Annotated in this window: 12 protein-coding genes and 1 tRNA gene; 8 read left to right on the top strand and 5 right to left on the bottom strand. The window is 48.5% G+C overall.

The genetic code is table 11. The features are described 5' to 3' along the window. Positions 1-822 precede the first annotated feature (822 nt). From C2M34_RS06540 to C2M34_RS06530, 3 genes are all read right to left on the bottom strand, one after another. On the bottom strand, positions 823-1,722 hold the full coding sequence (locus C2M34_RS06540) for a class I SAM-dependent methyltransferase (protein ID WP_105215574.1): 900 nt from the start codon (positions 1,720-1,722) through the stop codon (positions 823-825). Positions 1,723-1,780: 58 nt separating this feature from the next. Next, a complete protein-coding gene (locus C2M34_RS06535) occupies positions 1,781-4,360 on the bottom strand; it encodes a TonB-dependent receptor (RefSeq protein ID WP_105258365.1) in 2,580 nt (859 codons plus the stop codon). 256 nt (positions 4,361-4,616) lie between these two features. Beyond that, a complete protein-coding gene (locus C2M34_RS06530; protein ID WP_105258364.1) occupies positions 4,617-6,671 on the bottom strand; it encodes a DNA polymerase II in 2,055 nt (684 codons plus the stop codon). Between the two features lie 437 nt (positions 6,672-7,108). On the opposite strand from C2M34_RS06530, the gene dinG reads away from it, so the two are divergent. The 6 genes from dinG to rsmS all read left to right on the top strand — a co-directional run bounded on the left by dinG (position 7,109) and on the right by rsmS (position 11,981). Next, positions 7,109-9,178 (top strand): ATP-dependent DNA helicase DinG, encoded by a 2,070-nt coding sequence (dinG, locus tag C2M34_RS06520; RefSeq protein WP_105258362.1) that lies wholly within the window; start codon positions 7,109-7,111, stop codon positions 9,176-9,178. A 2-nt stretch (positions 9,179-9,180) separates the two neighbouring features. After that, a complete protein-coding gene (locus C2M34_RS06515) occupies positions 9,181-9,957 on the top strand; it encodes a TSUP family transporter (protein WP_105215584.1) in 777 nt (258 codons plus the stop codon). Next, on the top strand, positions 9,957-10,565 hold the full coding sequence (locus tag C2M34_RS06510) for a primosomal replication protein (RefSeq protein WP_105200554.1): 609 nt from the start codon (positions 9,957-9,959) through the stop codon (positions 10,563-10,565). Before C2M34_RS06515 ends, C2M34_RS06510 begins: the two co-directional genes overlap by 1 nt. Continuing rightward, positions 10,562-11,470, top strand: coding sequence for a histone deacetylase family protein (locus tag C2M34_RS06505; protein WP_105258361.1), 909 nt, complete (start codon positions 10,562-10,564; stop codon positions 11,468-11,470). Before C2M34_RS06510 ends, C2M34_RS06505 begins: the two co-directional genes overlap by 4 nt. Before the next feature lie 87 nt (positions 11,471-11,557). After that, a complete protein-coding gene (locus tag C2M34_RS06500) occupies positions 11,558-11,848 on the top strand; it encodes a late competence development ComFB family protein (protein WP_105200848.1) in 291 nt (96 codons plus the stop codon). Then, a complete protein-coding gene (rsmS, locus tag C2M34_RS06495; RefSeq protein ID WP_105258360.1) occupies positions 11,820-11,981 on the top strand; it encodes a pleiotropic regulatory protein RsmS in 162 nt (53 codons plus the stop codon). The genes C2M34_RS06500 and rsmS overlap by 29 nt, the downstream gene beginning before the upstream one ends. A gap of 57 nt (positions 11,982-12,038) precedes the next feature. On the opposite strand, the gene C2M34_RS06490 is transcribed toward rsmS, so the two are convergent. Next, a complete protein-coding gene (locus C2M34_RS06490) occupies positions 12,039-12,803 on the bottom strand; it encodes a class II glutamine amidotransferase (RefSeq protein WP_105200557.1) in 765 nt (254 codons plus the stop codon). Between the two features lie 177 nt (positions 12,804-12,980). On the opposite strand from C2M34_RS06490, the gene fadE reads away from it, so the two are divergent. Both fadE and C2M34_RS06480 read left to right on the top strand, forming a co-directional pair. Beyond that, entirely contained in the window at positions 12,981-15,437 is a 2,457-nt protein-coding gene (gene fadE / locus C2M34_RS06485) for an acyl-CoA dehydrogenase FadE (RefSeq protein WP_105200558.1), read from the top strand. Between the two features lie 335 nt (positions 15,438-15,772). Continuing rightward, entirely contained in the window at positions 15,773-17,722 is a 1,950-nt protein-coding gene (locus C2M34_RS06480) for a S9 family peptidase (RefSeq protein ID WP_105258359.1), read from the top strand. A 188-nt stretch (positions 17,723-17,910) separates the two neighbouring features. Here the strand turns inward: C2M34_RS06480 and C2M34_RS06475 are convergent. Further along, positions 17,911-17,987 (bottom strand) — tRNA-Asp (locus C2M34_RS06475). Positions 17,988-18,027 lie beyond the last annotated feature (40 nt).

Genomic DNA, 18,027 nt, shown 5'->3' with positions numbered 1-18,027 from the left:
CCGGTGCTGTCAACTTGATGTTCATCGCAATTTTCCTTGCATTCGTCTTATTTCTTCATATGAAACATAAAATTAACACACAACTTATCTATATAGCCCAAAATGCCTAGCCCCTTCTGCACTTTGGAAATAAAAAGTTAATATAAAAACCCTAACAATTGACATAAAATTTAAATTATTAATTGTCCTGTGACAGCAAAAATCCCCCTTTTTACGAGCAAATAGCCCCCCTACGCAGTGGCAGTTTTCAATATTAACCTTGCTCTTTAACCACTTTTTAGCAAGTCTTTGCGCCGCTGCAAATTAAGGTTAGTCCATAGCTAAAAATAAAGCATGTATGCTTTGTACTAAGCATAAATATGCTAGATACGCTGACGAAAATAGTAATCAGCCTAATGGCTTTGAAAGCCAACATCCGTTGGCAGAAACTACAAATTTATTATTGTAAGTTATAGTCTGGCAGCGCAAGCTACTGCCATCAGTCTTTGAGTTACAGTGTTGTGGTTGGGAAATTTCGCGGTGCTTACTGTGCGGGGCTAGCTTCAGCACTTGGGGAGCTGTGAAGCTAAGGCCTGCTTATATGAGGCGGGCGGTAATTTCCCCCTTCAACGCAGAGGCTGGTGTAATAACCAGGCGTAACCTCGCATTGTCACCCTGAGATGCCTGGTGAAGACGAATGACAGAGGTAAGGCAAGATTGGCCTCACCAACATACTCCCCTGTCATTTCTGTTATGCTAGTACTTTGAGAAATCATTATTTTAGCCCCAAGTTGACCCTACTGGACATCAAACTTCGGGCGCTAGGGTAGCAGCCTTCAACTATTAAGGCTTTTTGCCCAGATGTAAATGCAGTCCAAACTCACTGCCATCGACCACAACCCTTTCTATCGTATATTCGACCACACCGGAGTAAGGTTGTAACAAGGCTTCAAGCTTTTCCACGCTATGCGCTACTGAAAGCTGCTGCTGTAATCTTGTCACTGTCTGCTCAAGGTTGGTCGCTAATCTATCGAGCAAGACTATGGTGCGCTCAGCGGGAGCATCAATAATACGTAAAAAGCTTGCACATATGTCATCTAGCCAAGACTTCATCAGACTGTCCTTAGCTAAATTATTAAATAGGTTCTGAACCTCCTCGGCCAGCGACTGTCGCGCTCCAGAAGATGTTAGCTCTTGATAAACCTTCAAAAAAATCCCCGAATGAAAAACCCGTTCAATCGCCTTGATACCCTGTATCGAGTCCGCCGAGATGGCTGAACTTGCCGAGTGGATGATGAAATCAGCACTTCCTGCAGGCGCCAATAAGCCTATTAGGGAATCAAGTAGCGGTTTATTCAATGTTGCGTATTCAACGCCAAATTGACTGACCAAGCGATTAAATGAACCTTGAGCATACGCCAGGTTGGCAATATCACAGCCTAAATTCCAGGTAATTCGTTTATATGCTTCATATTCGGCAGCAACGCTGGTCATATCTATGGCCACGGCATCGGTAGCATGAATGTCTAGTGGCTTGTGGCTCTGTTGTGCATTGTCAGCCAAAAGTAAAGCGAGAGCACCTCGCCCACAGGCTAAATCTAGAAGGGTGTCACCATCATCATAGGTTGCCGCCTTGGCGCACCAAAACTCTTCAATTGCCTTAGGATAACCGTATTGCTGACCACTAAGACCAAAACTTGAAACCATGGATGTTTGGTGCCAAAAGTCTTCCCATTGCTTCATAAAATATCCCCATAAAAAAAGCGGCCAATGGCCGCTTAGATTAACTTGTTAAGCTAACTTAGAAAGTTTGCTTGTAGTTAAGGTATACAATACGACCGAAGCCATTGTATAGGTTGAAGTTGTAGTCACGACCGTCGTAGCCAATAAGAGGTGGCTCTTTAGCGAAGGCGTTTTGTGCACCAAGAGTGAACTTACCGTTCCATGGAGCGTTGTAGCCAACTTGTAAATCGTGAGTAACCCATGTAGGAACATGGCCTTCACCTTCACCGTCAACGATTTCTTCGTACTGAGAACCGATTACGTTCATGTTCCAAGCGATGTCGAAATCAGCGATAGAGTATGAAGTTGCTAGAGTAGCACGGTACTCAGGCACACCTGGATCTTCTACGAAGTTACGGCCGCCATCTGTGCTGTAATCATTGATCCAGCTGTAAGATAGGTTCGAACGTAGTGCACCAGCTTCACCGAAGTCAAAACGAGCACTTGCTTTGAAGTCAATACCGTTAGTTTCAAGCGTACCATCGTTACCGAAACCACGTACAACTTCTGCAATCGCACCGTTAGGAGCACGTTTTACAGTGAAAGATGACGGGATTGGGTCGCCAGCGATAGTTGAATCAAGAATGTATTGTGAGCTGAACGCACGAATACGGTCTGTTACTTCAATATCGTAGTAGTCAATTTCGAAGTCGAAGTTATCATTTAGTGTGTAAACAGCACCAAGTGAGATTGACTCTGATTTTTCTGACTGAAGATCAGGGTTTGCAATAACAATCGCGTTAATTTGCGCGCTACAGCCTGCTTCTTCACCGATAGCAGCACAGTGTAGGTCATCATTCACTGAGTCAGCAGACTCAGCTGGCTGCTGAGTAAGGTCAGGTAGTGATGGAGCACGGAAACCTTCACCCCAAGATGCACGAAGTACTAGGTCTTCAACGCCGTCAAAACGAACTGACACTTTAGGTGAGAAATCGCTACCATAGTCTGAGTAGTCATCGTAACGACCAGCAATGTTTAGCTCAAATGTTTCAGCTAGAGGTACCAATGCTTCGAAGAAAGCAGAGCGAACTGAACGGTCACCAGCAGCAGAGCTACCAGATGAACCACCTACTTGGCCAGCTTCAGATAGTGAATCATATTTATCTGCGTAGTCTTCAGTGCGGTATTCAAAACCTACGAAGCCTTGAATCATACCAGCTGAAGTTTCCATTACGTCAAATGCAGCGTTAGCGTAAACTTCTTCTTGGTTGAACTTACCAGCACGAGAAGTAGTTACAGTCATCGCTTTAAGAACGCTTTCAGGGTTGCCGTAAGGGTCTGAAAGGTCGTAAGTACCATCGTTGATGTACTGACGAGCTACACCACGTAGAACGTAACCAGAACCGATGTTGTTACTTTCGTTAAGTGTCTTACGAGCACCGAAGTCAACAGATACGTCACCGATGTAACCTTCTGCACCAACTACGATATCTTTAAGCTCACTTGTGAAGCTGTTATCACGGTTACCTAGAGCAGCAAAACGGTGCCAGAAGTCAACAGGCTGTTGCTCTAGACCTAGGCTAGCATCGTATAGAGGGCTGTCTGGGTTAGTTGGGTTATTCGGGCTGTCTGCATCGATTTGTGCTGATGCGGTATAAGCCGTTTCATCCAATGATGGAGCATAGCGACCAAACGATTTAGTTTGAGCGATGTTCACGTTTGAATATAGAGACCACTGGTCGTTGATTTCAAAACGAGCCTTAACGAACGCAGAACGGTTTTTGATTGAAGCTTCATCAGCAGATACAGATGCGAAGTTAAAGCCACAACGTGCGCCGATGCGATAGAAATCTTCGCTGCCAACGCCTTCACACGCAGCTTCTGGAGAGAAGAAGTCGAAGTTAGATAGCTTTTCGCCATCAAGAATTTCGAAAGTTGTGAAGTTGTTTGAGTAAACTGAACCACCTGGTGAATACCAAGGGAAGTCGCGTGCATAAACGATATCACGGCCACTCCAAGAAGCACCCGCTAGTACTGATGCGTTGTCTGACGCTGCACCAAATACTACTGAACCATTCTCACGGTCGCCGCCATCGTGTTCGATACGCGCGCCGCCAAGTTGAATTTCAGCACCGTTGAAGTCTTTACGTGTAATAACGTTGATTACACCACCGATAGCGTCTGAACCGTATAGTGCTGAAGCACCGTCAGTTAGGATTTCAACACGCTCGATCGCTGCAACAGGGATAGAGTTCAAATCCTGGCTTGAACCAGTAAGTGTTGATTTAGGTAGACGACGGCCATCTACAAGGATAAGAGTACGGTCTGAACCAAGACCGCGAAGGCTCACTGATGAAACACCCTGAGCAGAACTACCTGACTGAGGACGGAATGAACCTAAGCTGTTAACTGTAGTGTTACGTAGTAGGTCAGCTGCTGAAGCTTCACCGCTTAGCTCGATAGCTTCACGGTCGATAACTGTAATAGGTAAGTCACCAGCCATATCAGTACGCTTGATACGTGAACCGGTTACTTCAATACGCTCTACTTCTTCTGCACTTTCTTCAGCGGCCATAGCCGTAGCTGAAATACCAGCAGTTGAAGCAGCGCCAAAAACTAGCGCTAAGCGCACTGATTTTGCAATTTTGCTGTTTAACATTGGATTCTCCCTGGGTCACATTTTGGTGTGACTAATTATTTTTTGTTGTGAACAACTCTTAGCGAAATGTAACAAAATACACTTCCTAAAGAGATACTAAACAATTTGAGAAATACTGGTCAACAGCAAATTAACAACAAAAGCATAAAAAACAACGTTAAATAAACAAACTATTGCTTTATGTTTCTAAAATAAGCTTAAAAAACAACAATCTAAATATTCAATTACACAAGTGTAATCGTTATAAATTATTTTGTTACAGAAGCGGGAATTGTTTGCCCGAGTGGCCGTAATTAATGGTAATTCCAAGGCCCTGAAGGTCATCAATAATGGGTCTTAATTGCTTTTCCAAATAATGTTCTAAGTCCAGCGGTTGCGAGGTCGGCAGCAGCTTAGGCCCTGACAAGGTGATCACATAATGAACCCAGTCGCCCTTGCTTAGCCCCTTAACAGAGCCCCGCGCTGCCCGTACATGAGGAGGGATAGCTTTTGTATACTGATCAGGGTCTTTACCCAAGCGTTTACTATAAGTAAGTAATTTTACATCATCGCAGTGGTGCAACTTATCTAGATACTCTGCAACCACCTGTTGCAGGTCACCACCTGTAAATAAGGCATTAAATAAATCTTGTTGGAAATCCCGGGCGAACTGCGTCCAATCGCTACGCACCGACTCCATTCCTTTAAACACCAGACGATAATCCGCTTGTGCTAACAAGCCCGCATAACGTTTTTTGCTGCCAATATCTTTATGACGAGCTTTTGGCATAAAAAATGGCCTATACAAACTCTCATACTCTAACTCGAGATAACTGGTTAAGTTTAGGTTGTTTTTTAATCTATCACGCCATTTTTGGTTAATTTTTGCTACCAAGTCCGATGCAACGCGATGACTTTGCGCTTCATCCAGGTCCTTGGGCAGGGCCACAAAAGTTGAATCCGTGTCGCCGTAAATAACGGTAACACCCAAGTCTTCAAGCCACATTTTGGTGGTTTGCATAATTTCATGGCCGCGCAAGGTGATAGAGCTTGATAACCTGGGATCATAAAAGCGACATCCCTTTGAACCGAGCACGCCGTAGAGACTATTCATAATAATCTTGATCGCCTGCTGCAAATGATGATCACCCTGGTTTTTAGCGCGTTGACGCGCCTGGGCTAAATTGGATACTAGTTGCGGCAGGTGGTGCTCGGTGCGGGAGAAATAAGCATGGTTAAACCCCGGCACACTGTCTTGCGGCTGCTGCAAACCTAGGATAAGCGCCATGGGGTCGATACAAAAAGTGCGAATAATGCTCGGATACAGACTTTTAAAATCGAGCACGGCAACGTTATCGTAAAGTCCTGGTGTGGAGTCCATCACATAGCCCCCAGGACTGTCGAAGCTCAGGCCATGATCGCCCAAGTTCGGGGCGACATAGCCACTGCGATGCAAATGGGGAAGATATAGATTGCTAAATGCCGCCACCGAGCCTCCAAGGCGCTCCAGAGGCAAACCGGTTAGCTGAGCACGGGCTACGGCAAATTCGCACAGTTCCAGCTTATTGAATATCGCCAGCACCAGCTCACTGTCTTTGAGGTTGTATTCGGCTAACTTGAGTTTATCGTGATGGAAAAGATGCTGTATGGCGCCAAGTTTATCTCCCTGCTCTAGCAATTTACGCTCTGCGAGCACCTCGGCGGCGACATTATCCAGGCTGTAACTGCTAAAGTGATAAGTGGCATTTTTTAACATATCAATGCCATCGAGTACCACCCGCCCCGCTACTATTAGCTTATTAACCTGACCGCCGCGCCAAATCACAGCTTCACCATCGCGTCCCAGGGTGAGCTCAATGCCCAGTTGCTGGGCACGAAAACACAAAAGCTGCATATCAAAGTCGGCCACATTCCAGCCGATAATTAAGTCCGGATCTAAATTTTTAATTTGCTCAATAAGCGCATATAGAAGCGCAGCTTCGTCTTCTACGTAATCAAGCCAAGGTTGCTCCGGGCCTGCACTTGGACTTGGGCCTATCATAATCACCTGGCGGCTGTGCTCACTCACCAGCGCCACACTATATAAAATGCCCTCGGGACTGCACTCCAAGTCCAGCGATAACATGGAGAGCTTGGGACGAAAGCCATCATTAGCTTTAAAGCGCGCGTTACGAATTAAACGGTTATCACCGCCGGACGCTTCGCCTTGCACCCAAACACCACCTCGAATAAAGCGCTCCATTAAAAATTGTTCTTGCGGGCGGATATCATCCTCATAGAGTTCGATACCCTGCTCACGCAGTAACTCTCGGCCCTGGTAATAATCTTGCAAGGAAGAAAAATAAAGCGCACAGACTGGCTCACCCGCAAATGTTTAAGCGTCAGAGCACGTTGCTGATACCGACTCTGCAGAGATGCCAAAATGCGTTCGGCGCTCGCACTATTTTTTTGCGCGACAAAAAAAACCGCCTTTTGCGCCGTCGATATGACCTTGACCGGACCACGTTCGGTAGCCAGCCAGGCAACATAATAAATACCATGGCGACGCTGTTGCGTTTGCATGGAAAGGATAAAACCGGCGGTGGCAGGGTTAGGCGTAGACAAGGCAGGTTCACTCAAACATCAGATATGGCACCAGTGTAACCAAGCAGCGCCATAATTACAGCAGCTAAAGATGCCAAGTAGCAGACTGGTCGTTGACTAATCCTTGAGTCTTTCTTCTAGTCCCCCTAGAATATCAGCACTGTAAATATATACATAAGTTAAATCATGCTCTCCGATCCGCTTAAAAAGACCATACGTACCGCTCATCAGCGGATCGCTGCCAGCCTTGAGGATTATAGACCTAGGCCGAGCCAAAACTACCTGGTGGCGGAAATAGCCAAAACCCTGGCTGGGGAGTATGACAAAAAACAACGCATCTGCGTTATCGAAGCAGGCACGGGCACAGGTAAATCCCTGGCCTATTGTTTGGGGGCCCTGCCCATCGCCCTCAAGGCAAATAAGAAGTTAGTTATTTCTACCGCAACTGTGGCGCTGCAAGAGCAACTACTATTTAAAGAGTTGCCATTTTTTGCCGAGCACAGTGGCCTGACCTTTAGTTATGACCTGGTGAAGGGACGAGGCCGCTATATTTGTGCCCACAAGCTGGAAAATGCCGTCAACGGCGATGAACAGCAAATGGCGCTAATGCCCACACTTAGCTCGCCGCTCAGTGAGATGGAGCAAAAATGCCTGAAGCAATTGCATCAAGCCTACAGCAATAAAAAGTGGCAGGGCGACAGAGACTCCTGGGCCGATGTAATACCGGATAGAGTCTGGGGGTTGATCAGCGGTGATAAGCATTCCTGCCAACGGCAGATGAAGGCACACCAAACCTGCCCCTTCCATCTGGCGCGCAATAAAATTGCACAAATGGATGTACTGGTTGCCAACCATAGCTTGTTACTAGCAGACCTGGAGCTTGGCGGCGGGGTTATTTTACCCGAGCCGGAAAACTGTATTTATGTGATAGACGAGGCTCATCACCTCGCTCACATTACCCGAGACTTCTCCTCCGCCGCAGCGACCATCAAGGGTACCCAGGACTGGCTGGAGAAGCTGCTCAAGTTCAGCGGCAAAATGGCACAAGCCATTTTTAGCGCCAGTGCTGCCGGCAGCCAATTTAAGCTAAACGATGCCGTCGATGATATCGGTCGTGGCCATAAAACCGTGTTAACCATGCTCGATAGCGCCGCCTATGAATACAATGAAGATCATACCTATCGCTTCGCCCATGGCCGCTTACCTGAGCAGCTTACACAGCAGGCACAGGACATAGGCGAGGCAGCAAAAACCGCGCTGCGCATCCTAAATAAAATGCATGAAGCGCTCAGCAGCGACGTTAACGACGGCGATGTGAAGGGCTTTATCGCCGAGCCCTTGTTGGCCGAAAGTGGCCAATACATCGCCCGTTTAGAAACCCTGTATAAACTTTGGTCCAGCTACAGCAAACACAGTGAAAGCGTGCCCCATGCCCGCTGGATAAAGCGCATGGAGTACAAAAATCACCATGATTACCTGCTCAGCGACTGCCCTATCGAAGTGGGTTTTTATCTTAAAGACAAATTATGGCGAGAATGCGCCGGTGCCGTGCTCTGTTCGGCCACACTCACGGCTCTAGGTTCGTTTGAACATTTTGCCCATGAAAGCGGCCTGCGTGGCGAGCCCGGTGTTAAGTTTATCAAGGTGCCTTCACCCTTTGATTACCCGCAGCAAGCCCTGTTACATATTCCAAAAACCGAATGTGAGCCCACAGATAAAGCCTTTAGCGACTATCTGGTCAAGGCCTTGCCCCAGAGTTTACAAAAGGATCGCGCCAATCTAGTGTTGTTTGCCTCTTATTGGCAAATGCAGCATGTTGCCGAGCGTCTGCGCAAACAAGGCTGGGACATATTAATGCAGGGGGAAATATCCCGAGACGCCCTGGTGCGCCGTCATAAAAAACGCATTGACGATGGCCAAGGCAGCATTTTATTTGGTACGCAAAGCCTATCCGAAGGCCTTGATTTACCTGGCGATTACCTCACTAATCTGGTGATCACCAAGATCCCTTTTGCGGTGCCTACCTCGCCCATTGAAGAAGCTCAAGCCGAGTTTGTGCAAAGCAAAGGCGGTAACCCGTTTTTATCCATTACCGTGCCCGATGCGGCTAAGAAATTAGTGCAAAGCTGTGGTAGACTGCTGCGCAAAGAACGCGATAGCGGTCGCATTACTATCTACGACAGGCGCTTAGTCAGCAAAAGATATGGTAAGGCGATGCTTGATACCTTGCCGCCATTTAAAAGACAAATTGACTGATCATGTTTGAATTAGCGATCGACCCCTCTACCTGGGCAATACTGTGCGCCGTGGCACTGGCCGCCGGTTTTATCGATGCCATTGCCGGCGGTGGTGGCATGCTCACTGTGCCCGCTTTACTCACCGCTGGACTGCCGCCTCATTTAACCTTAGGCACCAACAAGTTGGCTGCCAGTTTCGGCTCACTGACCGCCAGCGTCACCTATTACCGTAAGCGCTTATTCGACCCGGCATTTTGGGCTGGCTCAATTCTCGCCACCGCGATTGGTGCGGCCATAGGCACCTTGATCGTTGACCGTCTCAGCATCGAATTTTTAAATAAACTGATCCCCGTGGTGATCATCCTGGTGGCCATTTATTCTTTGTTTGGCAAGCTCAGCCCTGAGCAGAGCGATAAACTGCCCGTCCTCACGCCCTTACTGCGTGTTAAACAATGGTTGCAAGGGTTAGCGCTGGGCTTTTTTGACGGCATCGCCGGCCCGGGCACAGGCACCTTCTGGACAGCCACCAACAGCGTTTTATACAAGATGAACTTATTGCTGAACTGCGGCCTGGCGCGCTCGATGAACTTTGTCAGCAACTTTATATCCCTGATCACCTTTGTCGCCCTGGGTCACGTGAATTTTATCCTCGGCATTACCATGGGGATGTTTTTAATGTTCGGCGCCTGGCTGGGTGCCCATTCAGCCATTCGCTTTGGCTCTAAGGTGATCCGCCCGGTATTTAATACCGTGGTGATCCTGCTGGCGCTAAAACTTGTTTATGAGGCCTATCTCTAATGGCGCGTGCCGATGCCCTGACTCGATTAAAGCAGCAAGTGCAGCGTTTGCGCCACGATGCGGAGCAATTTGATAAGGCCAAGTGGTTTGCCAAAAACCGCTATATGCAGAACCAGCACGCCCTCTTTGAGCGTTCGGTATTCAATACCAGAAGTATGCAGTTACTCGACTATGTGGATGAAGTAGAGCAACAGCTTGAGCGACTCGGGCGCAGCGAACTACAAGCGGCGCGTCACCAGTACACTTTTGCCCTGACCCAATTAAGCGAGCAAATAGAAGCCATAGTCAAAGTATTAAAAGCTACGCCGGTTTGGGAAAAGGAAAATACCCCAAGTAGCCGGGCGAGAAAATACCAAAAGGCGGTGCAGCAGCTCATTCAGCCCACCAGTGAGCTCTATCAGGAGCTGGCCAAAAACCATGAGTTTGAACGCCGTTTAGAGCTGATGATAAGCGAACGTCGGCAGCTGTTACACAAGGCTCAGGGCGAGCAAGCAACCCAGTTAAATAAAGAAATATTGGCATTGCACGCACGTTTGGGACGCTGTCGTAAAGCCATAGGTGCCTGCGAAGAGCGCATTCAATACGCGGAAAAACAGCAAGCGCGATGAATGTATTTTATCATCCCCTGTATTCGGCACTGCCCTTACCGGCGCACCATCGCTTTCCCATACATAAATATCGGCTGCTATACGAGCGTTTGCTCGCAGATCCTGAGCTTGGCAAAGCTGTGCACTTACACTGCGCCGAGCCCGCAACAAAAGAGCAACTAGCCCGGGTTCACACACCAGAATATATAAATGACTTTATCGGCGGTACCCTGCCCGCCAGCGCCCAAAAACGCATAGGTTTCCCCCACAGCGACACCCTGGTGGCACGCACCTTACAGTCTGTTGGCAACTCTCTGGGCGCCGCCTATTGTGCGCTGGAACACGGCATAGCGGTAAACCTGGCCGGTGGTTATCATCATGCCTTTGCCGGCCATGGCAGTGGCTACTGTATCTTTAACGATCTCGCCATTGCCGCCCGTGAGCTAATACAGAAAGGGCGTGCAGATACCGTGCTACTGCTTGATTTGGATGTCCATCAGGGCGATGGCAGCGCCAGTATTCTCGGCGATGATGCGGATATCATCACCCTCTCCTTGCATGGCGAGCAAAACTTTCCCCGTCTTAAACAAAGCTCGGATTATGATTTCCCGCTGCCGACGGGCTGCGACGATGCCCTTTATCTGGACACCCTGGAAACGGCGCTTAATCTGGTACTACGCCTGCATCAACCGGACATAATTCTGTATAACGCCGGAGCCGATGTAGTTAGCGAGGATGAACTTGGCACCCTGTCACTATCACTTGATGCCGTTAGGCAGCGCGACAGCCTGGTTATGGACATGGCGAAACAAAGAAGCATTCCTTTGTGCTGTGCCCTCGGCGGTGGTTATCAGCGCAACCTGACACGGGTGGTGGATGTGCATTGGCAGTTGTTGCTAAGCGCCTACCATACCTACAAGGAATAAACCCCGCAAGGCAAAAGGTATTTTCTGGACAGGGCTTTTGGGTGCGCTATGCTAATTGAATATCAATTAGATTTGGGCATAGAATTCATGAAGTTACATGACGATGTTCATAATTACTATGAAAGACTCCTAGTCGAAGAAATGGCGCTGCAGCAGTTGCAACAGCACTATGATGAAGATACCCTTGCGGATCTCAGTTGCACCGTTTTAAATCAGCTGCCGTCGCGGTATATCCGCTCCGATGTCAATATGTTGGTTTATTTGTCTGCAGAAGAAGCCGCCCACATGCAGCTGCAGGTACAGGCAGCGATCAAGTTAGCCCGCGGTTTAATAGCAAAGCGAGGAACCCATGGAGAATTCAGGCAAGCCCCTAGATAAAGCCCCGGATGACGTAAAACTGGCGGTCGATCTGATCATGCTGCTGGAGCAACATAATATAGAGCCGCAATTGGCCCTAAGCGCTTTGGAAATTGTCAAACGTGACCTTGAATTACGTGCCCTAGAAGCTTAAATAAGACAATAAAACTGCGGCGCCAAAAGCCTAAACCTTAGCGCCGTGATATACACTCTAAATTTTTTCCCCAAGCTTAAATAAAGCGAACTCACCCGGCTCCATTTTATGCCAGCATTCGTCATTGGTGAGCGGCCGCGTCGCTATCACTGTGACTATATCGTTGGGGGTGGTTTCTTCTTGAAAGTTCACCACCAATTCGGTGTCGATCAAGGTTGCCTTGCCAAAGGGTGCTCGACGGGTGATCCAGTGCAAATTATTGGTGCAATACGCCAGCACATAGACGCCATCGGTCAACAACATATTAAACACCCCTTTCTCACGCAAGTGATGCGCTAATTTAGCCGCGTAGCGAAATACGGGGGCCATATTCGAGGGGCGCTTTGGATACTTTTCGCGAATTTGATCAAGTAGCCAACAAAACGCCAACTCACTGTCTGTGCTGCCTACCGGCTGATAATAGCTCGGCTTAAGGTCATTGTAATTGGATAACTGGCCATTATGGGCATAGGTTATCTCCTTGCCCCACAACTCACGGGTAAAAGGATGGGTATTCTCCAAACAGGTTCGACCGCGATTGGCTTGACGAATATGGCTTATCACCGATTTGCTTTTAATGGGATAGGCACGCACCAACTTGGCAATTTCCGACTCGGCGCTAGGTAAAGGGTCTTTAAACGAACGACACCCCTTACCCTCATAAAAGGTAATGCCCCAGCCATCCGTATGTGGGCCGGTGTTACCGCCTCGCTCTAATAAGCCGGTAAAACTAAAACAAATATCGGTGGGGACGTTGGCCGACATGCCAAGCAATTCGCACACATAAGCTCCTAATAAAAAAAGAAATACTAAGGGTATTAAGAAAGTACTCGCCGCTAGCGAGTCTGGTACTAATAAAATTCATATCACAGCCCTATAATTAAACACAGGACTTGCAACCCCCCTAGAGTAACGCTAATCTACTCGGTAGTGGTCAGACCTCTAACAAGGAATAAGATTATGACACTCCTATTTTTACTCGCGCTTATTGCGGTGCTGTCTTATGCCAGCTACCACAGAGCCAGTTACAACACCTGCCTGGGCTTGGCCGCTGCGACCATGCTTATCGGCACCTTTGCCGGCGCCTTTGGTTTTATCAGCTGGCTATTATTCTTGGTTATTGCGGTGCCTCTATCGGTTACCACAATTCGCCAACAATATATAACTCAGCCGCTGTTTAAGGCCTTTAAAAAAGTCACCCCCACCATGTCAGAGACCGAAAAGTCGGCCATCGACGCAGGTACCACCTGGTGGGAAGCAGACCTTTTCTGCGGTAATCCGAACTGGAAAAAACTACACCAATATCCAGCTCCCAAACTCAGTGCCGAAGAGCAGGCCTTCCTAAACGGCCCTGTGGAAGAGGTATGTGGCATGTTCAACGATTGGGAAGCAACCCATGAATTGACCGATCTGCCGCCCGAGGTATGGCAATACCTGAAAGACAACAAATTCTTCGCCATGATCATCAAAAAGGAATATGGTGGCCTGGAATTTTCTGCTTATGCTCAATCATGTGTACTGCAAAAACTCACCAGTAAATCGACCCTGCTCTCTTCCATAGTTGGCGTGCCTAACTCATTAGGCCCGGGCGAGTTATTGCAACACTATGGAACCAAAGAGCAAAAAGATCATTATCTACCGCGACTAGCCCGCGGTGAAGAGATCCCCTGCTTTGCATTAACCTCACCGGAAGCCGGCTCAGATGCCAGCGCCATTCCTGATTATGGTGTGGTGTGTAAGGGTGAATTTAATGGCGAAGAAGTAACGGGTATTCGCCTGACCTGGAATAAGCGCTATATCACCTTGGCACCGGTTGCTACCGTCCTTGGTCTGGCCTTTAAAATGCAAGACCCAGATGGCCTGCTTGGCGATACAAAAGAGCTGGGCATTACCTGTGCGCTGATCCCAACCGATATGGAAGGCGTGGAAATCGGCCGTCGTCACTTCCCGCTGAATGTACCGTTCCAAAACGGTCCAACCCAGGGTAAAGACGTATTCGTACCCCTAGATTACATTATCGGTGGTCCGAAAATGGCCGGTCAAGGCTGGCGCATGCTGGTTGAATGCTTATCCGTAGGCCGCGCTATCACCCTGCCTTCTAACTCGGCTGGCGGCATTAAGTCGTTGGCTCTGGCAACCGGCTCCTACAGCCGTATTCGCCGCCAATTCCGCTTACCCATAGGTAAAATGGAAGGGGTTGAAGAGGCCATGGCAAAACTTGGCGGTTACGCCTATGCCTGTGACGCTGCAGTGACTATGTCGACCGGCGCCGTGGACTTGGGTGAGAAACCGTCTGTGGTTTCCGCCATCCTTAAATATCACCTGACCGAGCAAATGCGCGAGTCGACCATGCACGCCATGGATGTTCACGGCGGTAAGGGTATCTGTCTCGGTCCGAACAACTACCTGGGCCGCGGTTACCAGGGCGCGCCTATTGCTATTACGGTCGAGGGCGCTAATATCCTTACCCGTAATATGATCATCTATGGTCAGGGTGCGATCCGCTGTCATCCTTTCGTGTTGACCGAGCTTAACGCCACCACCATAGAAGACCGTAAAGAAGCCCTGGATGTGTTTGATAACGCGCTAATGGGTCATATCGGCTACACCATTTCTAACCTGGTACGTACCAAGTGGCTGGCCTTCACCGGTGCCCGCTTTACTTCGGTACCCTTTAAAGATGAAACTGCGCAGTTTTATCGCGATGCGGCGCGCTTCAGTGCCTCACTGGCACTCATGTCTGATATCTGTATGGCAGTGTTTGGCGGCTCATTAAAGCGTAAGGAACGTATTTCTGCACGCCTTGGAGATATGCTCAGCTACCTATACCTGGTATCGGCAACGCTAAAACGCTATAACGATGAAGGTCGCCGTAAGGAAGACTTACCTCTGGTGCGTTGGGCCTGCCAAGAGTATCTGTACCGTTGTCAACGTGCCTTGGCGGATCTGATCAACAATATGCCATCGGCACCACTTCGCGGATTGCTTAAGGTTGTACTCTTCCCATGGGGCCGTCCGGTGCGCAAGCCAACCGACAAGCAAGAGCATGTTATTGCCCAGCTACTGCAAACGCCAAACGAAACCCGTACGCGTTTAGCACAGCATATTTTCTTGAGCGAAGGGCCTAACAGCCTGTTAGGTAATCAAGAAAAAACCTTACGTGATATTCTTGCCGTCGAGCCACTGTTCGACAAGGTATGTCGCGCCACAGGTAAGAAACTGGCCTTTATGCAGCTCGATAAAATTGCCGAGCAAGGCCTCAAAGCCGGTGTGCTCACAGAAGACGAAGCGCAGCGTCTGCGTGATGTCGAAAAGCAGCGTCTTGATGTCATTAATGTCGACGATTTCGACCCTGAAGACCTGCTTGCCGGCAAAGCTGCACGCAAACAAACAAGCAAAAAAGCGTCGGCAGCGTAAAGCTTCCTGACTCCCCTTCTAAACAGCCGGCCCAGCCGGCTTTTTTTATGCCGGTTAAATTTGCTAACAATTTATACCAATTCAATTAAATAGCTAATCATTCTAGCGGGCTAAATATCATGCTCACTGTGTTGGAATTTTTCTTTGTAGAATAATACATAAGAAAGATTCCGCCTTGTGATCACATCATTTATCCAGCGCTATTTCTGATCACATACTTAACAGAATTGGTATTACTGGCTATAAATTCTACACTTTTCTTGCATTTACGCCTGCCAAGGCAAACACTATTAACGCTACAAAAAGCTATAACAACAACTCTAAGGATGAGAAGCATGTCAAAAACCCTAGTCGCGACCAGTTTGGCTGCCGCGTTAACCCTGGCCTTAAGCGGTTGCCAATCAAACACCTCCAGCACGGCTCAAAGTCAAACATCGACCCCAGCTCCCGTGGCAGCAAATGTTGCAGCTATCCCCACCTATAGCGCACAAACCTTTTTCGACACAGTAAGCCTGAGCGGCAACAGTTTTAACCACAGCGGCGACAAGTTGCTGCTAAGCAGTGACGAAACGGGTATTTACAACCTGTATGAGGTCAAGGTGAGTGACGGCAGTCGTACCCAGATCACAGATGCACAAGACAGCACCTATAGCGTTGGCTATTTCCCCAAGGATGACCGTATCTTGTTTAGCCGCGATAACGGCGGTAATGAACTACATCACCTTTTTGTGCGCGAACTCGATGGCACCATCAGGGATCTGACCCCTGGGGAACAAACCCGCGCCGGATTTGCCGGCTTTAGCAAGGACGACGCCAGCTTCTATGTATTAAGCAATAAACGCGATCCTAAGTTTATGGATCTCTATAAATTTGATGCCAAAACCTATGACAACGAGCTGGTTTATAAGAATGAGCAAGGCTTTAATGTGGCCGCCATCAGCCCCGATGGTCGCTTTATCGCCTTAAATAAAACCAACAGTAATCGCGACAGCGATTTTTACCTGCTCGACACTCATAACCGCAGTGCCAAACCGACCTTACTTAGCGCCCACGACGACCCGGCCAATTACAATGCCTGGGGTTTTAGTGTCGATGGCCAGTCTCTGTATTATGCCACCGATGCCAAGGGTGAGTTTCGCCAGCTCTGGCGTTATGACTTAGCCACCAATGAACACAGCCTGGCGCTAAAAGCGGACTGGGACATCAGTTTTCTGCGCTTTTCAGAAACCGGACGCTATATGGTCAGTGGCATCAATGCCGATGCCAGCACCGAGGTCAGTATTTTCGACACCAGCACCAATAAACAGTTAACTCTGCCTAGCTCGCTTCCCAAGGGCACCCTTAGTGGCGTTGAGTTCAGTCATGACGAACGCTTTATGTCCTTCTATCTCAGCTCGGATACCAGCCCACGTAATCTCTATCACTGGGAGATCGGCAGCGATACGGCGCAGCGTCTGACCAGCACCTTGAGTAAGCAAATAGACGAAAACAACCTGGTTAACAGTGAAATTGTGCGCTTTAAGAGCTTCGATGGCTTAACCATACCCGGAGTGCTCTACAAGCCAAAACAGGCATCGGCAACCAATAAGGTGCCCGCGCTTATTTGGGTGCATGGCGGCCCGGGTGGACAAAGCCGCACCGGCTACAGCGCCATGCAGCAGCACCTGGTTAACCATGGCTATGCGATATTTGCGGTCAACAACCGCGGCAGCTCGGGCTATGGCAAAACCTTCTTCCACCTTGATGATAAAAAGCATGGCGAAGACGACCTGCAAGACATCATCTATGGCAAAAAGCATCTGCAAACCCTGGATTGGGTCGATGGCGACAAGATAGGCATTATGGGCGGCAGCTACGGCGGCTATATGACGGCAGCGGCGCTGACCTTCACCCCGGAAGAATTCGAGGTGGGTATTAATATCTTCGGCGTGACCAACTGGGTGCGCACCCTCACCTCCATCCCGCCTTGGTGGGAAAGCTTTAAGAAGTCGCTTTATGACGAAATGGGCGATCCGGCCACGGACGAAGCGCGCCATCGTCGCATCTCGCCACTGTTCCACGCTAAAAACATCACCAAGCCCCTGCTGGTAGTACAAGGCGCCAACGACCCTCGGGTGCTGCAAGTGGAAAGTGATGAACTGGTAGCGGCGGTGAAAGCCAATAATGTCCCGGTTGAATATGTGCTATTCGATGACGAGGGCCATGGTTTTAGCAAACGGGAAAACCGCATTGCCGCATCCAATGCCTATGTTCGCTTTCTGGATAAATACCTAAAAGGCAAATAATACAGGCAGATAAAGCCAAAACAGACATAGCTGGTTTAAACACCGGCTATTTTTTTGCCTAACTTTTTATGCGCATTTTAAAGACAATTTTTCAATGGTAGGGAATAAAAGCTGAGTATTTAAGGAAGCTATTACGAAAATTCAAAGAAAATTATTAAGGGAAAAGTTTGCTTAAGGGGAGAAGCAAATGGCGGAGTGGACGGGACTCGAACCCGCGACCCCCGGCGTGACAGGCCGGTATTCTAACCAACTGAACTACCACTCCGCAGTGGTATGCATTGTACATCATTAAATGGCGGAGTGGA

The sequence above is a fragment of the Pseudoalteromonas sp. T1lg88 genome (genome assembly GCF_002964765.1).
Lineage (GTDB): Bacteria > Pseudomonadota > Gammaproteobacteria > Enterobacterales > Alteromonadaceae > Pseudoalteromonas.
This window is presented reverse-complemented; position numbering and strand designations above follow the sequence as displayed.